This window comes from Lysobacter sp. K5869 (assembly GCF_018847975.1).
GTDB lineage: Bacteria > Pseudomonadota > Gammaproteobacteria > Xanthomonadales > Xanthomonadaceae > Lysobacter.
Window position 1 is genome coordinate 1,336,873 of the sequence record NZ_CP072597.1, and the last position, 18,048, is coordinate 1,354,920.

General features: G+C 69.2%; 15 protein-coding genes and 1 pseudogene. 15 read left to right on the forward strand and 1 reads right to left on the reverse strand.

Translation table 11 applies throughout. The features are described from left to right. Positions 1-75 precede the first annotated feature (75 nt). The 7 genes from J5226_RS05745 to J5226_RS05775 are packed head-to-tail and all read left to right on the forward strand — an operon-like array spanning position 76 to position 7,566. Positions 76-582: an RDD family protein gene (locus J5226_RS05745; protein WP_215838892.1), complete on the forward strand. Its 507-nt coding sequence runs from the start codon at positions 76-78 to the stop codon at positions 580-582. After that, positions 582-1,265 carry an RDD family protein gene (locus J5226_RS05750; protein WP_215838893.1) on the forward strand — a complete coding sequence of 228 codons (684 nt, stop codon included), beginning with the start codon at positions 582-584 and terminating at the stop codon, positions 1,263-1,265. Before J5226_RS05745 ends, J5226_RS05750 begins: the two co-directional genes overlap by 1 nt. Then, on the forward strand, positions 1,262-2,275 hold the full coding sequence (locus J5226_RS05755; protein ID WP_215838894.1) for a stage II sporulation protein M: 1,014 nt from the start codon (positions 1,262-1,264) through the stop codon (positions 2,273-2,275). The genes J5226_RS05750 and J5226_RS05755 overlap by 4 nt, the downstream gene beginning before the upstream one ends. Beyond that, positions 2,272-3,984, forward strand: a complete 1,713-nt coding sequence (locus tag J5226_RS05760; protein ID WP_215838895.1) for a DUF4129 domain-containing protein — start codon at positions 2,272-2,274, stop codon at positions 3,982-3,984. Before J5226_RS05755 ends, J5226_RS05760 begins: the two co-directional genes overlap by 4 nt. Next, the gene (locus J5226_RS05765) at positions 3,981-5,198 is read left to right on the forward strand and encodes a DUF4350 domain-containing protein (RefSeq protein ID WP_215838896.1); all 1,218 of its coding nucleotides are present in this window, start codon (positions 3,981-3,983) and stop codon (positions 5,196-5,198) included. The genes J5226_RS05760 and J5226_RS05765 overlap by 4 nt, the downstream gene beginning before the upstream one ends. Next, positions 5,195-6,184 (forward strand): MoxR family ATPase, encoded by a 990-nt coding sequence (locus J5226_RS05770; protein WP_215838897.1) that lies wholly within the window; start codon positions 5,195-5,197, stop codon positions 6,182-6,184. Before J5226_RS05765 ends, J5226_RS05770 begins: the two co-directional genes overlap by 4 nt. Beyond that, on the forward strand, positions 6,181-7,566 hold the full coding sequence (locus tag J5226_RS05775; protein ID WP_215838898.1) for a DUF58 domain-containing protein: 1,386 nt from the start codon (positions 6,181-6,183) through the stop codon (positions 7,564-7,566). The genes J5226_RS05770 and J5226_RS05775 overlap by 4 nt, the downstream gene beginning before the upstream one ends. A gap of 100 nt (positions 7,567-7,666) precedes the next feature. Here the strand turns inward: J5226_RS05775 and J5226_RS05780 are convergent, their stop codons facing one another. Continuing rightward, positions 7,667-8,146: a tRNA (cytidine(34)-2'-O)-methyltransferase gene (locus J5226_RS05780; protein ID WP_215838899.1), complete on the reverse strand. Its 480-nt coding sequence runs from the start codon at positions 8,144-8,146 to the stop codon at positions 7,667-7,669. Positions 8,147-8,307: 161 nt separating this feature from the next. On the opposite strand from J5226_RS05780, the gene J5226_RS05785 reads away from it, so the two are divergent. From J5226_RS05785 to J5226_RS05820, 8 genes and pseudogenes are all read left to right on the forward strand, one after another. After that, complete coding sequence (locus J5226_RS05785; protein WP_215840332.1) at positions 8,308-11,181, forward strand: pitrilysin family protein; 2,874 nt, start codon at positions 8,308-8,310, stop codon at positions 11,179-11,181. A gap of 179 nt (positions 11,182-11,360) precedes the next feature. Then, a pseudogene (locus J5226_RS05790) lies at positions 11,361-11,663 on the forward strand (DUF4156 domain-containing protein); the annotation flags it as partial. 271 nt (positions 11,664-11,934) lie between these two features. Continuing rightward, entirely contained in the window at positions 11,935-12,957 is a 1,023-nt protein-coding gene (locus J5226_RS05795; RefSeq protein ID WP_215838901.1) for a 3-oxoacyl-ACP synthase III, read from the forward strand. 354 nt (positions 12,958-13,311) lie between these two features. After that, a complete protein-coding gene (locus J5226_RS05800) occupies positions 13,312-13,557 on the forward strand; it encodes a hypothetical protein (RefSeq protein ID WP_215838902.1) in 246 nt (81 codons plus the stop codon). Between the two features lie 187 nt (positions 13,558-13,744). Continuing rightward, entirely contained in the window at positions 13,745-14,368 is a 624-nt protein-coding gene (locus tag J5226_RS05805) for a YjfI family protein (RefSeq protein ID WP_215838903.1), read from the forward strand. Then, entirely contained in the window at positions 14,368-15,075 is a 708-nt protein-coding gene (locus J5226_RS05810; protein WP_215838904.1) for a PspA/IM30 family protein, read from the forward strand. The genes J5226_RS05805 and J5226_RS05810 overlap by 1 nt, the downstream gene beginning before the upstream one ends. A gap of 89 nt (positions 15,076-15,164) precedes the next feature. After that, positions 15,165-15,848 (forward strand): hypothetical protein, encoded by a 684-nt coding sequence (locus J5226_RS05815; protein WP_215838905.1) that lies wholly within the window; start codon positions 15,165-15,167, stop codon positions 15,846-15,848. A gap of 73 nt (positions 15,849-15,921) precedes the next feature. Beyond that, positions 15,922-17,964, forward strand: a complete 2,043-nt coding sequence (locus J5226_RS05820; RefSeq protein WP_255323007.1) for a flotillin family protein — start codon at positions 15,922-15,924, stop codon at positions 17,962-17,964. Positions 17,965-18,048: the final 84 nt, after the last annotated feature.

Below are 18,048 nucleotides of genomic sequence, written 5' to 3' on the forward strand. Positions count from 1 at the left end.
GCCGGCTAGTCAGGCCCGCCCGCCGCGTTTACAGTCGCGGCAGGGGAAAAAGCACGACTAAGGAGTCATCGCTACATGGAAGATTCGCAGAATCCGTACGCGGCGCCGTCCGCGCCTCCGCCGCTGCCCGGCGAACTCGTCGACGACCAGATCAAGGCCGACCGCGGCATGCGCCTGGTGGCGCGGCTGATCGACGGCGGCCTGATGATGGTGTGCTTCGTGCCGCTGTTCGTGGCCTTGGCGATCGAGCCCAACAGCAAGGAGCCCTCGACGCTGCAGATGGCGACGGGCGCGCTGGGCCTGCTCGCCGCGCTGGGCCTGTTCGTCTACCAACTGGTGCTGCTGCATCAGTCCTCGCAGACGCTGGGCAAGCGCTGGCTGGGGATGAAGATCGTGCGCAACGACGGCTCGCCGTGTTCGTTCGGCCGCATCGTCGGCCTGCGCATGTTCGTGATCTCGCTGATCGAACAAGTGCCGTGCCTGGGCGGCATCTTCGCCCTGGTCAACGCGCTGTGGATCTTCGGCGAGGAAAGCCGCTGCCTGCACGACCTGATCTGCGACACGAAGGTCGTCAAGGTCTGATGCTCGACACTTACCGCCAGGTGGTGACCCCCGAAGGCGTGGCATTGCATTTGCGCGCCGCCGGGCCGGTGCCGCGGGCGTTGGCGTATCTGGTGGACCTGCTCGCGCGCGCGGCGATCTACGTCGCCCTGGTGCAGTTGCTGGCGCTTCCGTTCGGCAAGGCCGGCGGCGCGCTGGTGATGCTGGCCAGCTTCGCGCTGACCTGGTTCTACCCGGTGCTGTTCGAGGCGCTGATGCAGGGCCGCACGCCCGGCAAGTGGGCGCTGGGCCTGCGCGTGGTCGCCGCCGACGGCGCGCCGGTGGGCTGGATGGCGGCGTTCGCGCGCAATCTGCTGCGGGTGGTGGACGCGCTGCCGCTGTTCTACGCGGTCGGTTTGACCGCGTGCCTGATCGATCCCTGGGGCCGGCGCCTGGGCGACATGGTCGCGCGCACCCTGGTCGTGCACGCGCCGCGTCAGGCGATCCTGCACGAAGCCGCGGTGGCGCCGGCGGTGGCGCCGGATCGTCTGCTGCTGGCGCACGAACAAGCCGCCGTGGTCGCCTTCGCCGAACGCGGCCCGGGTCTGACCGCGGCGCGTCAGGCCGAACTGGCCGATCTGGCCGAACCCTTGGTGCACGCGCGCGGCGCCGCCGCGGTCGCGCGCCTGTACGGCATCGCCAACTGGCTGTTGGGGCGGCGATGAAGCAAGAGCGATTCGTCGAACGCCATCAGGCCGAGTGGCGCGAATTCGAGACGTGGTTGGAGCGCCGCGGCGACAGCGCGCGCAACGCCCGCTCGACCCGGCGCGAGTGGCGCGGCATCCGCGACGACGAGATGCCCGCGCGCCACCGCCGCCTGTGCCAGCAACTGGCGCTGGCGCGCCGGCGCGGCTACAGCGCGGTGGTCACCGACCGCCTGCAACAGCTCATGCAGCGCGGCCACAGCGTGCTGTACCGGACCAAGCCGGCGCATCCGCGCCGCGCGGTCGAATTCCTGCTCGCCGGTTTTCCGCGTCTGGTCCGCGCCGAGTGGCGCTGCATGCTGGCCGCCGCGCTGCTGTTCGTGATTCCGCTGGTGACGATCTTCGTCGCGATCCAGGTCAAGCCGGATCTGGCCTCGGGCCTGTTCCCGCCGCAGATGCTGGCGCAGTTCGAGGAGATGTACGACCCGACCGGCAAGCGCGACCTGGGCCGCACCAACGAAGACGACCTGGAGATGTTCGCGCACTACATCGGCAACAACGTCGGCATCGGTTTCCAGACCTTCGCCACCGGCTTGGTCGCGGGGCTGGGTACGGTGTTCGTGCTGATCTTCAACGGCATCATGATCGGCGGCGTCGCCGGGCACCTGCAGGCGGTCGGCCACGGCGATCCGTTCTGGCGCTTCGTCGCCGGGCATTCGGCGCCGGAGCTGACCGCGATCGTCATCGCCGGCGGCGCCGGCCTGCGCATGGGCCTGAGCCTGATCGCGCCGGGCCAGCGCCGGCGCGTGGATTCGCTGATCCACGGCGGCCGCCGCGGCGCCAAGATCTGCATCGGCGTGTTCGCGATGCTGGTGTTCGCCGCCTTCGTCGAAGCGTTCTGGTCGTCGATCGGCTGGATGCCGGCCTCGATCAAATTCGCGGTCGGCGCGTTGCTGTGGTCGCTGACCGCGCTGTGGCTGCTGCGCGGCGGCCGCAACGCGGCGTATCAGGACGACGAAGACGCCGCATGAAGCTCGAAGCGCTCACCGTCGCCCTGCGTCCGCGCACCTCGTGGGAAGCCTGCGAACTGGGCATGGCCTTGGTCCGCCGCCATGCCGGCGCGATCTGGAAGCCGTGGCTGGCGGTGACCTTGCCGCTGCTGATCCTGCTCAACGCCGCCGGCTGGGCGCTGGACCTGCTGTGGCTGTCGGGCCTGCTGATGTGGTGGCTCAAGCCCTGGTTCGACCGCATTCCGCTGTTCGTGATTTCGCGCGCGGTGTTCGGCGAAACCCCGACCCCGCGCCAAACCTTGCGCGCCGCGCTGCGTTGGGGCGGGCGCTGGTGGCTGCCGTACCTGACCTGGCGCCGGCTCGGCCCGGCGCGCTCGCTGTACTTGCCGGTCGACCTGCTCGAAGGCGGCGACGGCGGCGAAGCGCGCCAGCGCCGCGCCGCGCTCGGCGCGCCGGTCTACGGCGTGTGCGCGGTGCTGACCTTGATCTGCGCCAATTTCGAGCTGGTGCTGATGCTCGGGCTGGTGTTCGCCGGCGCCATGTTCATTCCCTTCGATTACCTGCCCGACACGCTCAAAGCGCTGTGGGAGGCCTTCGTCGAACAGCCCGGCTGGATGGTCGCGCTGCTCAACGGCCTGCTGTGGGTGGCGATGAGCGTGATCGAACCGTTCTACGTCGGCGCCGGTTTCGGTCTGTACCTCAATCGCCGCACCGAGATCGAGGGCTGGGACATCGAGATCGTGTTCCGCCGCTTGCGCGCGCGCCTGAGCGCGGCGGCCGCGCCGTCGCTGCTGGCGCTGTGCCTCGGCCTGGGCCTGGGCGCGTGGTTGCCGCAGGCGATGGCGCAGGACGCGGCCGGCGACCGTTCGGCGCAGTTCGAAAGCGGCGATGCGGCGGCGTCGGCCGACGCACCGGCCGCGACCGAAACGCCGGCGACCGACGAGCACGGCGACGACGAATCCTACGAGGACGAGGAGGCGGAAGAAGAAGCGCCCTCCTATCCGACGGTGCCGATCCGCGATTACGGCGAAAAAGCCGGCGCCGAGCCTTCGACCCTCGATGCGCTTTACGGCGCCGCGCGCAGCGACGACAGTTCGTTGCGCCGCGCAGTCGATCAGTCGATGAAAGACCCCACCGTCGCGCCCAAGCAAAAGCAGACCACGTGGAAGCCGCGCGCCAAGGCCGACGAGCCCAAGCCGGACAAGCCCCTGCGCGGGCCCAGCCGCAACGGCTTCAACGGCATCAGCAACGGCCTGGCTACCGGCATGGAAGTGGTGCTGTGGGCGGTGGTGGCGCTGATCGTGGGCCTGTTGCTGTTCAGTCTGAGCCGCTGGTTGGGCTGGTTCCGCGGCGGCGCGGGCGATGAAGCGCAGGCGCCGGGCGACGTGCGCAACGCCGCGCTGGCCGAACCCGAACCGTTGCCCGACGACATTCCCACCGCGATCCGCCGCTTGTGGCAGAGCGGCCGCCACCGCGACGCGCTGGCGCTGATGTACCGCGCCGCGGTCGAATCGATGGCGCAGCGCGCGCAGGTCGCGCTGGTGCCCGGCGCGACCGAGGCGCAGTGCCTGCGCGCCTCGCGCAAGCTGCCGCTGGCCGAGGACCGCGACGCGTTCGCGCGCGCGGTGCGGGTGTGGCAGTACGCGGCCTACGCCGAAACCTTGCCGGCGGCCGACGATTTCGACGATCTGGTCGGCGTGCTGAGCCGGCGCTTCGGGTGGGCGGCATGAACCGGCAGGGCATGTACGCCGTCGCCATCGTGCTGGTGCTGGGCCTGCTCGGTTTCGCCGGCTATCAGCTGTGGCGCCAGGACTTCGTGCGCAGCGAAGAAACCGTGGACATGCCGCGCACCGGCGAGGCCGCGAGCAACCCGCTGTACGTGCTCAAGCTGGCTTTGCAGAAGGACGGGGTCAAGGTCGACGCGCGCCAGCGTTTGCTGCTGTCCACGCACACGCTCGGCGCGCGCGACACCGTGTTGATCTACCGCGACCCGCGCACGCTCGCCGCCGGCGACGCCAAGGCGCTGCTGGAATGGGTCGCGCGCGGCGGCCACCTGATCGTGCGCACGCCGCCGTGGCGCGAGCGCGTCGGCGAGGCGCGGGTTCCGGTGCTCGACGAGGTCGGCGTGACCTTGCTCGATGCGTCCGACAACGGCGAACACGCGCAGCGCAACGGCTGCGCGCAGTTGTTCGAACGCGGGCGCGAAGCGCGCTCGGTGTTCTGCGGCGCGCGCCGGTTCTATTTCTACAACGCCGACGCCGAGCCCGAAGCGGCCTGGGGCGACGAGGACACCGCCTACGTCTACGCCCGCCTGCCGTACGGCGAAGGCAAGGTCGACGTGCTCGCGGACCTGGATTTCCTGTCCAACCAGGGCGGCTCGGGCCTGTCGATGTTCGCCGGCCCGCGCGCGGGCGGCGACGAGATCGCCTACGCGTCCAACGCCGCGTTCGCGCGGCAAGTGCTGGCGCCGAACTACAAGGCCGGCACTGTGCATCTGATCTACGCGGCCGAAGTCCCGTCGCTGTGGCACACCCTGATCGTCAACAGCTGGATGGCGTGGCTGCCGCTGCTGCTGTGGCTGCTGGCGTGGCTGTGGCAGCGCATGCAGCGCTTCGGCCCGCTCAAGCCGGCGCCGGCGATGGAGCGGCGTTCGCTGCTCGAACACATCGTCGCCAGCGGCGAGCACATCTACCGCTACGGCTACGGCCCGAGCCTGTACGCCTCGGTGCGCGCCGCGTTCCTGCTGCGGCTGCGCCGGCGCGATCCCTACGCCGCCTCGATCGAAGGCGAGCCGCAGATCGAGCTGCTGGCCAAGCGCTACCAGAACGAACCCGGGCTGGGGCCGGCGCAGATCCGCGAGGCCCTGTCCCATCCGGTGGCGCGCGACCACGCCGCCTTCCGCACCCGCATCGCCACTTTGATCCGCATGAGAAACCGTCTATGAGCCTCGATGCCGCTCCGCTCGTCCCGATCACCGGCGCCGCGCTGGCCGAACGCGCCGCCGCCGTGCGCGATGAAGTCGGCAAGGCCTTCATCGGTCAGGCCGACGTGCTCGACCAGATCCTGATCGCGCTGCTCGCCGGCGGCCACGCCCTGCTCGAAGGCGTACCCGGCCTGGGCAAGACCCTGGTGGTGCGCGCGCTGTCCAAGGCCTTGGACTGCGGCTACGCGCGCGTGCAGTTCACTCCCGACCTGATGCCCAGCGACATCAGCGGCCACGCGGTGTACGACCCGAAGACCGAGAGCTTCAACATCCGCCGCGGCCCGGTGTTCACCAACCTGCTGCTGGCCGACGAAATCAACCGCGCTCCGGCCAAGACCCAGTCGGCGCTGCTGGAAGCGATGCAGGAACTGCAGGTCACCATCGAAGGCCACAGCTTCGAGCTGCCGCCGCCGTTCCTGACCTTGGCCACGCAGAACCCGGTCGAGCAGGAAGGCACCTATCCGCTGCCGGAAGCGCAGCTCGACCGCTTCTTGCTCAAGATCCTGATCGACTACCCGACCCTGGCCGACGAAAAGCGCATGGTCAGCGCGGTCAGCCTGGGCCGCAGCGCGTCGGACTTCGATCTTTCGCAAGTGCGGCGCGTGCTCGGCCCCGAGGAAATCGTGGCGATGCAGCAGGGCACCGCGCTGGTGCGCGTGGACGAGGCGGTGATCGACTACGCCGTGCGCATCGTCGCCAAGACCCGCGACTGGGCCGGCATCGCGCTCGGCGCGGGCCCGCGCGGCAGCCTCGGCCTGGTGCGCGCGGCGCGCGCGCAGGCGGTGCTGTCGGGCCGCGATTTCGTCACCCCCGACGACGTGCGCGAAATCGCCAAGCCGGTGCTGCGCCACCGCATCGCGCTGGCGCCGGAGCTGCAGATCGAAGGCCAGTCGCCCGACGACGTGCTGCACGCGCTGCTCGCCACGGTGGAAGCGCCGCGGCAATGAGTTCGGCGCCGCCGCCGCTGCCAGCCGCCGTCGGCGCCGCGTCCGCGGTGCCGCGCGAGCGCGCGCTGGCGCGTCAGGCGTGGGCGCGCCCGTCGCTGCGGCTGGGCTGGCTGGCGCTGCCGTGCGCGGTCTTGGGCTTGGCGGCGAGCGCCGGTTGGCTGAGCCCGCAGTGGTGGAAGTTGGCGGTGCTGGTCGCGCTGGCGCTGCTGGCGCTGGATCTATGGCGGGTGGCACGCGCGCCGACCCCGCGCGTGCAGCGGCGCATGCACGACACCTGGGCGATCGGCGTGGAACGGCCGGTGACGCTGGAGATCGACAGCGAAAAACGCCAGCGCGTGGACGTGTTCGATTTGCACCCCGGCGGCTGGGCGGTGCGCGACCTGCCGCGCCGGCTCGATTTGCGCGCCGCCGAATCGGCGGGCTTCGAGTATTTCCTGCGCGCCAACAGCCGCGGCGATTTCCAGTTCGACGGCACCCAACTGCGGCTGCATTCGCCGTGGGGCTTTTGGTGGCAGTCGCGCGTGGCCGGCGCGCCGCAGCGCGTGCGCGTGTTCCCGAATTTCGCGCCGCTGGCCAAGTTCGCGATGTTCAGCGCCGAACAGGCCTCGCGTCTGGTCGGCGCGCACGTCAAGCGCCGCCGCGGCGAAGGCACCGATTTCCATCAGATGCGCGAATACCGCGTCGGCGACAGCCTGCGCCAGATCGACTGGAAGGCCACGGCGCGCGCGCGCCGCTTGATTTCGCGCGAATACCAGGACGAGCGCAACCAGCAACTGGTGCTGATGCTCGACACCGGCCGCCGCCTGATGGCGCGCGACGGCGAGCTCTCGCACTTCGACCATGTGCTCGACGCGGCGCTGGTGGTGTCCTACCTTGCCTTGCGCCAGGGCGACGGCGTCGGCCTGCTCGCCAGCGGCGGCCAAAGCCGCTGGGTGCCGCCGCAGCGCGGCGTCGGCGCGATCGACAACCTGCTGCGCGCCAGCTACGCGCTGCAACCGCAGCCGGTCGCCACCGACTTCCTCGCCGCCGCCACCGAACTGTCGCTGCGGCAGCGCCGCCGCTCGCTGGTGATGCTGGTGACCAACCTGCGCGACGAAGACATGGACGACCTGCTCGCCGCCGTGCGCATGCTGCGCGCCCGCCATCTGGTGTGTGTGGCGAGCCTGCGCGAAGGCTCGCTGGACGCCGCGCTGGACGAGGACGTCGACGACCTGTCCGGCGCGATCCGCGCCGGCGCCACCGCGCAATACCTGGAACACCGCACCCAGGCGCACGAAGCGCTGCGCAGTCAGGGGGTGATGGTGTTGGACGTGGCCTGCGAGCAGTTGGCGGCGTCGTTGGTGGAGAAGTATTTGGCGGTGAAGCGCGATCGGTTGCTTTGAGCGGCGTTCGCCCTAACCGATAGGCCGGTTCGACTGCGGCGCAAGCGGCGACAGTCGCTCCGATGATGGATTGGAGCGACAGTCACTGCCGCTGCCGGCATCACTCTCCGCCTGTATACCCAAACTGCCGCCACGCCTCGAACACCACCACCGCCACCGTGTTCGACAGATTCAAGCTGCGGTTGTCCGGCCGCATCGGCAGCCGCAACCGTTGTTCCGGCGGTAGCGTGTCCAACACTTCTTGCGGCAAACCGCGGGTTTCCGGGCCGAACAGGAAGGCGTCGCCGGCGGCGTAGCGCGGGGCGTCGAAGCGTTCGCGGCCGCGCGTGCTCAGCGCGAACAGGCGCGGCGCGGCGCCCTGGGCGGCGGCGATGGCGGTCAGCGCGGCGTCGAGGCTGTCGTGCACTTGCAGGCTGGCGTACTCGTGATAGTCCAGGCCGGCGCGCTTGAGCTGCTTGTCTTCCAGGGTGAAGCCGAGCGGCGCGATCAGGTGCAGGGCGGCGCCGGTGTTCGCGCACAGGCGGATGACGTTGCCGGTGTTGGGCGGAATTTCCGGCTGGAACAGGATGACGTTGAACATCGCGCCATTATGCGGCCGCGGGCGGCCGGCGCGCCGGCGAACGCAATCGGGCGCGCGCTCCCCACGTGACCCCCGACCCATGCCCCTCGCGCCGCATCCGCCTAAGATGGCCGGCGGTCCGCCCACGGACGCCCATCACGACCGGAGCCGTCATGTCCCAGATTTCCTCGTCCTCACGCCCGCGCGCCGCCGCGCTGGCCCTGGCGCTCGCCGCCGCGCTGGCCGCGCCCGCCGCCGTGTCGGCCGCGCCCGCGCAGGCCGCCGCCGCCGCCCGGCCCGCCGCCGCGGTCGGCATCCCGTACGAGGAATTCACCCTGCCCAACGGCTTGCGGGTGATCGTGCACACCGACCGCAAGGCGCCGATCGTCGCGGTCAACGTCTGGTACCACGTCGGCAGCAAGAACGAACAGCCCGGCCGCACCGGCTTCGCCCACCTGTTCGAGCACCTGATGTTCCAGGGCTCGGAGAACCACCGCGACGAATTCTTCGGCCCGTTCGAACTGGTCGGCGCCACCGACCAGAACGGCACCACCAATGTCGACCGCACCAACTATTTCCAGAACGTGCCGACCACCGCGCTGGACATGGCGCTGTGGATGGAATCCGACCGCATGGGCCACCTGCTCGGCGCGATCGACCAAAAGACCCTGGACGAGCAGCGCGGCGTGGTCCAGAACGAAAAGCGCCAGGGCGAGAACCAGCCCTACGGCCGCCGCATCAGCGGCAAGCTCTACGAAGCGCTGTATCCGGCCGACCATCCCTACAGCTGGCCGACCATCGGCTCGATGGCCGATCTCGACGCGGCCTCGCTCGACGACGTGAAGACCTGGTTCCGCAGCTGGTACGGCCCCAACAACGCGGTGCTGGTGCTGGCCGGCGACATCGACGCGGCCACCGCCAAGCAAAAAGCGCTGCGCTATTTCGGCGACATTCCCGCCAGCGCCACGCTCAAGGACATGGCCACGCGCATTCCCAAGCGCGAGCGCGACACCGAGGAAACCGTGTCCGACCGCGTGCCGCAGGCGCGCGTCTACCGCGCCTGGCCGGTCGCTCAGTTCGGCGCCGCCGACGGCACCGATCTCGCCCTGTTCGCGCAGGTGCTCGGCGGCAGCGCCGCTTCGCGCCTGGACGAGCGGCTGGTGCACCGCGACCGCATCGCCGACAGCGCCAGCGTCTCGGTCAACGACGCCGAGATCAGCGGCACCTTGGTCGTGGTCGCGAACGTCAAGCAAGGCGTGGACCCGGCGAAAGTGCGCGCGGCCATCGACGAGGAAATCCAGCGCCTGATCGCGCAAGGCCCGAGCGCGGACGAACTCGAGCGCGCCAAGACCGCCAGCCGCGCCGAATTCGTGCGCGGCATCGAGCGCATCGGCGGCTTCGGCGGCAAGTCCGACGTGCTGGCGCGCTGCGCGGTGTTCCTCGGCAAGCCCGATTGCTACCGCGACGAACTCGCCGAGCTCGACAAGGTCAGCCTCGCCAGCGTGCAGGCGGCCGGGCGCAAGTGGCTGGGCAAGGGCTCGCACACCATCGTCGTGGTGCCCGGCGACAAGCCGGCGTCGTCGCTGCCGGAAACCGCGCGCGCCGCGCCGGCCAGCCAGCCCGCGCCGCTGCCGGCGGCGGATCCGCGCTTCAAGACGGTGAAGTCCGACCTGGACCGCGGCCTCGGCGTGCCCAAGACCGCGAGCTTCCCGGCGCTGAAGTTCCCGCGGCGCCAGACTGCGACGCTCGGCAACGGCATGCAGGTGGTGCTGATCGAGCGCCACGAAACCCCGATCGTGCAGGTGCAGATGGAATTCCCCGGCGGCTACAGCGCCGATCTGGGCCGCAAGAACGGCACCGCCAGTTTCGCCATGGCGATGCTCGACGAAGGCGCGGGCGACTACGGTTCGCTGCAGTTGTCGGCGCGCAAGGAAGTGCTCGGCGCCGAACTCAGCAGCGGCGCGAGCCTGGACAGCGCCAGCGTCGCGTTGTCGGCGCTGAGCGACAAGCTCGAGCCCTCGCTGGACCTGCTCGCCGACACCGTGCGCCGCCCGCGCTTCGAGGACGGCGAGATCGAGCGCGTGCGCGCGCAGTGGCTGGCCGGCATCAAGCAAGAAAAGGCGCGTCCGCAGACCGCCGCGCTGCGCGTGCTGCCGCCGCTGCTGTACGGCGAAGGCCACGCCTACGCGATTCCGTTCACCGGCAGCGGCACCGAGGCCTCGATCGGTTCGATCCAGCGCGCGGATCTGGTCCGCTTCCACCACGATTGGCTGCAGCCGCAACGCGCCCGCGTCATCGTGGTCGGCGACACCACGCTCGCGCAGATCGTGCCGCAGCTGGAGCAGCGCTTCGGCGATTGGAAGGGCGCCGCCGACGCGCCGGCGCTGCCCGCGCTGACCGCGGTCGCGCGGCCGAAGGCGCCGCGGGTATTCCTGGTCGATCAGCCCGGCGCGATCCAATCCAATCTTTACGTCGGCGAGCTGATCGCGCCGACCGGCGACAAGAACACCATCGATTTCGACTTCGCCAACGGCGTGCTCGGCGGCGAGTTCAGCTCGCGCCTCAACATGAATCTGCGCGAGGACAAGCACTGGGCCTACGGTTCCTACAGCGGCTCGGGCAACGCGCTCGGCCAGCGGCCGTGGATCGCGCAGGCGGCGGTACAGTCGGACAAGACGGTCGAATCGCTGGCCGAACTCAAGCGCGAGATCGAGGCCTTCAGCAGCGGCAGCAAGCCGATCGGCGAGGCCGAGGTGGCCAAGGTCCGCGCCGCCAACACGCTGAGCCTGCCGGGCGCGTACGAAACCGGCGACGCCGTGCTCGGCCAGGTCGGCGCCGATCTGCGTTACGGCCGTCCGGCCGATTACATCTTGCAGTACAAGGCGCGCAACGACGCGATGACCCCGGCGCTGGCGCAGGCCGCGGCCAAGACGCTGGATCCGGCCGCGCTGACCTGGGTCGTGGTCGGCGATCTGTCCAAGATCGAGCAGCCGGTGCGTGCGCTCGGCCTGGGCGAGGTCAAGGTGATCGACAGCGACGGCAAGCCCGTGCGCTGAGGCCGCCGACACGGGCCGCCCTCAAGGGCGGCCCGTTCGCAACGACTCGGCGCCGCCCCAGTCCCCGCAGCTGTCCCCGCTTCGCTCGCTCCTATTTCTCGCTCCTCTCATTCCCCCCACGCTCAGCCGATTCCGGCGACAATGCCGCCCGGTTCCACCCGCACTCACCGAGGTTCCGCATGCGCGCAACGGCAATCGTGTTTCTGGCTCTGAGCGTTTCGGCCTGCACCTGGGTCAACATGGCCCCGGGCGCGCAGGCGGTGCGCGTGCTGTCCGCGGGCGCGGCGCCCGCGTGCGAGAAGCGCGGCGAAGTGCAGGTCGCAGTCAAGCACAACATCGCCTTCTACGAGCGCAACGAACTGCGCGTGCGCGAGGAACTGGAAACCCTGGCGCGCAACGAAGCGCCGAGCCTGCAGGGCGACAGCATCCAGCCGCTGGCGGCCCCGGCCGAGGGCGCGCAGCGCTTCGCGGTCTACCGCTGCGGGGCCAACGCCCCCCGCGCCGCCGCGCCGGCCGCGCAAAACCCGGCTTCGGGCGGCGCCCAGACCTACCCGATCGGCGGTTGAGCGCAAATCCAGACGCCGCCGTACGGGTTTTTTGCGTCGCAAAAACCGCCGCAAACGTCTGAATTACAAGAGGAATATCGCTTCCGGCCGGGTTCAGCCTAGGGCCGGAGCGTGACTTTTGCTGGTGCATAGGGGGCGCGAAGGCGCTAACCTGTCGCACTTTTCTGCCTGCCAAGGGTTCGCGCCCATGCTGTTCCAACACGTAGCCATCGCCGGCCTCGCTCATGTCGACGCGCCGCGAACGCTGACCACCGAGGAAATCAACGCCCGGCTCAAGCCGACGCTGGATCGTCTCGGCATCAAGGTGGACGTGCTGCAGAACATCGCCGGCGTGCGCGAGCGCCGCCTGTGGGACGGCGAGGTCAAGCCGTCGGAAGCCGCCACCCTGGCCGGCGTCAAGGCGCTGGCCGACGCCGGCGTCGACGCCGATCGCATCGGCCTGCTGGTCAACACCTCGGTCAGCCGCGACTACCTGGAGCCGTCCACCGCCTCCATCGTCGCCGGCAACCTGCGCCTGGGCGAGAACTGCCAGAACTTCGACGTCGCCAATGCGTGTCTGGCTTTCATCAACGGCATGGACATCGCCGGCCGCATGATCGAGCGCGGCGAGATCGACTACGCCCTGGTCGTCGACGGCGAGACTGCGAATAAAGCGTACGAGAAGACCCTCGAGCGCCTCAGCGGCAGCGACGTCACCGAAGCGCAGCTGCGCGACGAAATGGCCACGCTGACCCTGGGTTCGGGCGCCGCCGCGATGGTGCTGGCCCGCGCCGAACTGGCGCCGGGCGCGCCGCGCTACCGCGGCGGCGTGACCCGCTCGGCGACCGAGTGGAACCACCTGTGCGTGGGCGACCTGCACCACGACCGCATGGTCGCCGACGGCCGCATGCTGATGATCGAAGGCCTCAAGCTCGGCCAGAAGACCTTCACCGCCGCGCGCGCCGCGCTGGGTTGGGCGGTGGAAGAGCTCGACGAATTCGTCATCCACCAGGTCAGCCGCGCCCACACCCAGGCCTTCCTCAAGGCCTTCGGCATCGACCCGAGCAAGGTCATGACCATCTTCGGCGAGCACGGCAACATCGGCCCGGCCTCGGTGCCGATCGTGCTGAGCAAGCTGCGCGAGATGGGCCGCTTGAAGAAGGGCAACCGCGTCGCGCTGCTCGGCATCGGTTCGGGCTTGAACTGCTCGATGGCCGAAGTGGTTTGGTGATCGCGGCTTGAGTCGGGCGCCTCGCGGCGCCGGCTTGGAAACGAACGGGTTCGATGCGCGAGCATCGGGCCCGTTTTGCTTTTGCGGTCGCGAACGGCGCGGGCGTTTCGTTGCGTTCGTCGTAAGCGGATTTTCGCGGTCGCAGCTTGCGCAGCTCCTACAGTCGGATACGAAACTTGCCGAAGCGCCTGTAGGAGCTGCGCAAGCTGCGACCGCGACAACGCAACCACGACGCCCCCTCGCGACCACCGCGAACGAACCCGCCAGCTAGCTTGCTATAGTCGATGGCATCACGCGCCGGCCGCGATGGCCGCCGCACTCAGGACTTCCCCGACCCGCAACGGAGTTGCCAGCATGGCCCAGCCCAAGAGCCACCTCGTGATCGCGCTCGCCTCGATCCCGGTGTTCACCAACGACGGCACCCTCGACGTCGCCGAACTGCAGAACCTGCTCGATATCGCCCTGCGCGATCAGACCGTCGACGAAGACGAGAAGCGGGTGCTCGGCAACATCTTCAAGCAGGCCGAACTCGGCCCGCTCGACCCCGAAGTCCAGCGCCGCATCGCCGAAGCCCGCCAGCAGCACGGCATCCCGGCCTGACGCGCCCCCTGTAGGAGCGGCGTAAGCCGCGACCGCCCCAGCCCGTCTCGGCGCGCCTCACTACGCCTCGCGCAACCCATTGATTCAAAACGACCGGCGGCCCCCACAGCCGCCGTCCCTCGCCGCTCGTCGGCTCTCACATGTGACATCTTGCCAATGTCACATGTAATCCTCTAACTTGGTCCGCATGGAACGCCGATCCTCCGCCTACTACCAGCGCCGCCACCGCGAACGCCTGCGCGAGAAAGGCTTGGTGAAGAAAGAGCTGTGGGTGCTGCCCGAGTTCGGCGACGAACTGCTGGCGGTGGAAAAGCGGATGCGGCAGCCGCGCGGCGCGGCCTCGGGACGGGGACAAGTGGAGAGGGACATGAACGACGGCAAGGTCTGGACCGCGAAGGGGCTGTTCGACGCTCTCTCGCAGACCGAGGAATTCGTCTACGGCGACTCGCAGATCGAACTGATCGACGGCGCCGAGCCGAGCCTGCATCTGGTCATGGCCGAATACGGCGACCTGCCGCTGTTCCTGGCGGTGGTCGGCGAGCAGATCGTGGTCGAGGCGCTGCTGTGGCCGGTCGCGCACGTGCGCGACGCCAACGCGTTCAACGAAGAAGTGCTGCGCACCCACAAGGTGTTTCCGCTCTCGACCATCGGCATCGAGACCCTCGCCGACGGCGAAGCGGTCTACATGATGTTCGGCGCGCTCAGCGCGTCCTCGTCGCTGTCGAACGTGCTTTACGAAATCGAAACCCTCGCCGACAACGTCATCAAGGCCACCGAGGCCTACGAGACGCAGTTGCTGGAGGCCGCGTGATGAGCAACAAGCACGGCGGCATCTGGAGCAAGCTGCTGACCTCGGTGCGCGCCGGCGCGCAGGAACTCGGCGAGGCCTGGGCCGACAGTCAGGCGCTGCGCATCCTCGATCAGGAAATCCGCGACTGCGACATCGACTTGCGCCAGTCGCGCGAATCGTTGGCGCACCTGCTGGCGCGCCACACCCTGGCCGAGCGCGCCTGGAACGAGGGCGCGGACAAGATCGCCGAATACGAAGGCTATGCGATCAAGGCGCTGGAGTCGGGCGAGAACGCGCTGGCGCGCGAAGTCGCCGACAAGATCGCCGCGCTGGAAACCGCGCGCGCCGACGATCAGGCGCATCTGCGCCAGCTCGCCGCCAGCGTCGCCGAACTGCGCAAGGCGGTGGCGATGGCCGAAGGCAACATCCGCCGGCTCAAGCAGCAGCTCGACACGGTCAAGGCGACCGAGAGCATGCAGCGCGCGCAAGCGGCGGTGGCGCAGCGTTACGCCGGGCCGCAGAACCGCTTGCAGACCGCGGTCGATTCGCTGGCGCGGATCAAGCAGAAGCAAGCCGAGCGCGGCGCGCGCATGGAAGCGGCGGCGGAACTGGCGCGCCACGACAGCGGCGACGCGTTGGAAAAGAAATTGCGCGACGCCGGGATCATGCCCGACGACGCCGGCGCCGAAGCGGTGCTGGCGCGGCTGCGGCAGAAATTGCCCGGCTGAGCGAAGCGAAAAGCAAGGCCGGCCGGCATAGGGTCGTCCGGTTCCATGGAGGCGCCGCCGGGATCGCGGCACGCGGGGAGGGAGACGAAATGGGCGATTTTCTAAGCACGATTCTGACGTTGCCGACGGCGTTCTACACCGTCCTGCTCGGCGTGGTGGTGGGCTATTGGCTGCTGTCGGCGCTGGGCTTGGCCGGCGGCGAGATGATCGACGGCTGGATCGGCGGCGACGGCCATGGCCACGGCGCGCACGGCTTCGGCGATCACACCCTGGCCGACGGCGCGCACCATCCGCAGCACGGCATCTTCGACCCGCTGATGCGCCTGGGTTTGGGCGGCATCCCGATCACCGTGGTCGTCAGCGTGATCGTGCTGGTCGGCTGGATCCTGACCTATTACGCCGACATCTACTTGCTGCGGCTGGTGCCCGGCACGCCGCTGCGCATCGCCGCCGGCGCGGCGATCATCTTCGTCAATTTCTGCATCTCGCTGCCGGTCGCCGCGCTGGCGCTGCGTCCGGTGCGCAAACTGCTGCGCAAGATGCAGCCGGGCCCGCCGCGGCCGATCCTCGGTCAGGTCGCGACCATCCGCAGCCCGGTCAACCGCGCCACCGGCACCGCCAGCGTCGAAGACGGCGGCGCCGGCTTGATCCTGCAGATCCGCGACGACGATCCGCAGCGCTTCCAGCGCGGCGACCGCGTCGTCTTGATCGAATACCTCGAAGACCAGAACGCCTACCGCGCGGTCAGCGAGGACGAATTCCGCGGCGCCTGAGCGCGGCCGCTCGCCACCGAACCGTCGCCGCCTCGTCGGCCGCGACATGCAGTCGTGTCATAGGGAGATGCAAATGGGCAACTTGATGATCGTCGGCGCCGCCATCGTCGTCGTCGTACTGATGATTTTCGTCATGCTGTTGATGTTCAAGGCCTTCTACATCAAGGTGCCGCAGGGCACGGCCTTGATCGTCAACGACATGTCCGCGACGCCGAAGGTGCACTTCACCGGCGCGCTGGTCTATCCGGTGATCTACAAGAAGGAGTTCATGAAGATCTCCTTGATCACCCTGGAAGTCGACCGCCGCGCCAAGGACGGTCTGATCTGCCGCGACAACATGCGCGCGGACATCACCGTCGCCTTCTACCTGCGCGTCAACGAGACCCAGCAGGACGTGCTCAAGGTCGCCAAGGCCATCGGCGTGGACCGCGCCTCCGACCGCACCGCGGTCAACGAGCTGTTCAACGCCAAGTTCTCCGAGGCGCTCAAGACCGTCGGCAAGCAGATCGAGTTCGTCAAGCTGTTCGAGAACCGCCAGGAATTCCGCGACCGCATCATCGAGGTGATCGGCAACGATTTGAACGGCTACGTGCTCGAAGACGTGGCGATCGATTACCTGGAGCAGACGCCGAAGGCCTCGCTGGATCCGACCAACATCCTCGACGCCGAGGGCATCCGCAAGATCACCGAGCTGACCGCGGCGCAGAACGTCATCACCAACGAGCTCGAGCGCAACGAGCAGCTGGCGATCACCAAGAAGAACGTCGAGACCCGCGAGGCGATGCTGGCGCTGGAACGCCAGCAGGCCGACGCCGAGGCGCGGCAGAAGCGCGAGATCCAGACCATCCAGGCGCGCGAGCAGGCCGAGACCGCCAAGGTCCAGGAAGAAGAGCGGCTCAAGGCCGAGCAGGCGCGCATCGCCGCGCAGGAGCAGATCGACATCCGCGAGCAGAACCGCCAGCGCGAAGTCGAAGTGGCGCAGCAGAACCGCCAGCGCGCGGTAGTGATCGAGGTCGAGAAGGTCACCCGCGCCAAGGATCTGGAAGTGGTCTCGCGCGAGCGCGAGGTCGAGCTCAACCGGATCGAGAAGGAGCGCGCGCTGGAAGAACAGCGCAAGGAAATCGCCAACGTCATCCGCGAGCGCATCGCGGTCGAGAAGACCGTGGCGCAGGAAGAAGAGCGGATCAAGGAAGTGCGTCAGGTGTCCGAGGCCGACCGCGCCAAGCAGGTCGCCGTGCTCGCCGCGCAGGCGCTGGCCGAGGAAGAACTGGTGCGTCAGGTCAAGCAGGCCGAGGCCGACGAGACCGCGTCCAAGCACAAGGCGGTGGAGATGACCACGCTGGCGCAGGCCGAGTTCGAGGCCGCCGGCAAGACCGCCGAGGCCAAGAAGAAGTTGGCCGAAGGCATCGAGGCCGAGCGCGCCGCGCCCGGTCTGGCCGATGCGCGCGTGCGCGAAGTCACCGCCGCCGCGGCCGAGAAGGAAGGCCTGGCCAAGGCGCGCGTGATCGCCGAAACCCTGGGCGCGGAAGCCAAGGGCGAGCAGGAGAAGGGTCTGGCGCAGGCGCGGGTGATCGAGGCGCAGGCCGAGGCCAAGCAGAAGCAGGGCCTGTCCGACGCCAAGGTGCTGGAAGAGAACCTGTTCGCGCAGGCGCGCGGCGAAGAGCAACTGGGCTCGGCTAAGGCCAAGGCGACTCAGGCGTTGGGCTTGTCGGAAGCCGAGGTGCTGCTGCAGAAGTTCAAGTCCGAAGCCGAGGGCTTGGCGCAGAAGTTCGGCGCGCTCGACTCGCTCAGCGATCAGGCGCGCGCGCACGAAGAGTTCCGCATGCAGCTGGAAAAGAGCTTCGAGCAGGCCATCGCCGGGATCGAGGCGAACAAGGAAATCGCCAAGGAGCAGTCCGAGGTGCTGTCGGCCGCGCTCAGCAAGGCCAACATCGACATCGTCGGCGGCGAGGGCGCGTTCTTCGATTCCTTCGCCAAGGCGCTATCGGTGGGCAAGGCGATCGAAGGCGTGGCCGGCAAGAGCCCGATCGTGCAGGACGTGCTGCAGCGCATCCTGGCCAAGGCCGAACCCAAGCCGGCCGACAAGGCCGACGGCGCCGCCGCGCTGGATTCCTGAGCGCGCGCATAGCCAAGGAATGCGCCGCCGCGACGGCGGCGCATCGATGTGACGCCGGCGGCGCGCGTTCGCGCCGCCGGCCCG

Excerpts from the sequence above, each read along its gene's own strand:
- J5226_RS05745 (WP_215838892.1), top strand. The coding sequence starts at position 76 with ATGGAAGATTCGCAGAATCCGTACGCGGCGCCGTCCGCGCCTCCGCCG.
- J5226_RS05750 (WP_215838893.1), top strand. The coding sequence starts at position 582 with ATGCTCGACACTTACCGCCAGGTGGTGACCCCCGAAGGCGTGGCATTG.
- J5226_RS05755 (WP_215838894.1), top strand. The coding sequence starts at position 1,262 with ATGAAGCAAGAGCGATTCGTCGAACGCCATCAGGCCGAGTGGCGCGAA.
- J5226_RS05760 (WP_215838895.1), top strand. The coding sequence starts at position 2,272 with ATGAAGCTCGAAGCGCTCACCGTCGCCCTGCGTCCGCGCACCTCGTGG.
- J5226_RS05765 (WP_215838896.1), top strand. The coding sequence starts at position 3,981 with ATGAACCGGCAGGGCATGTACGCCGTCGCCATCGTGCTGGTGCTGGGC.
- J5226_RS05770 (WP_215838897.1), top strand. The coding sequence starts at position 5,195 with ATGAGCCTCGATGCCGCTCCGCTCGTCCCGATCACCGGCGCCGCGCTG.
- J5226_RS05775 (WP_215838898.1), top strand. The coding sequence starts at position 6,181 with ATGAGTTCGGCGCCGCCGCCGCTGCCAGCCGCCGTCGGCGCCGCGTCC.
- J5226_RS05780 (WP_215838899.1), bottom strand. The coding sequence starts at position 8,146 with ATGTTCAACGTCATCCTGTTCCAGCCGGAAATTCCGCCCAACACCGGC.
- J5226_RS05795 (WP_215838901.1), top strand. The coding sequence starts at position 11,935 with ATGCTGTTCCAACACGTAGCCATCGCCGGCCTCGCTCATGTCGACGCG.
- J5226_RS05800 (WP_215838902.1), top strand. The coding sequence starts at position 13,312 with ATGGCCCAGCCCAAGAGCCACCTCGTGATCGCGCTCGCCTCGATCCCG.
- J5226_RS05805 (WP_215838903.1), top strand. The coding sequence starts at position 13,745 with ATGGAACGCCGATCCTCCGCCTACTACCAGCGCCGCCACCGCGAACGC.
- J5226_RS05810 (WP_215838904.1), top strand. The coding sequence starts at position 14,368 with ATGAGCAACAAGCACGGCGGCATCTGGAGCAAGCTGCTGACCTCGGTG.
- J5226_RS05815 (WP_215838905.1), top strand. The coding sequence starts at position 15,165 with ATGGGCGATTTTCTAAGCACGATTCTGACGTTGCCGACGGCGTTCTAC.
- J5226_RS05820 (WP_255323007.1), top strand. The coding sequence starts at position 15,922 with ATGGGCAACTTGATGATCGTCGGCGCCGCCATCGTCGTCGTCGTACTG.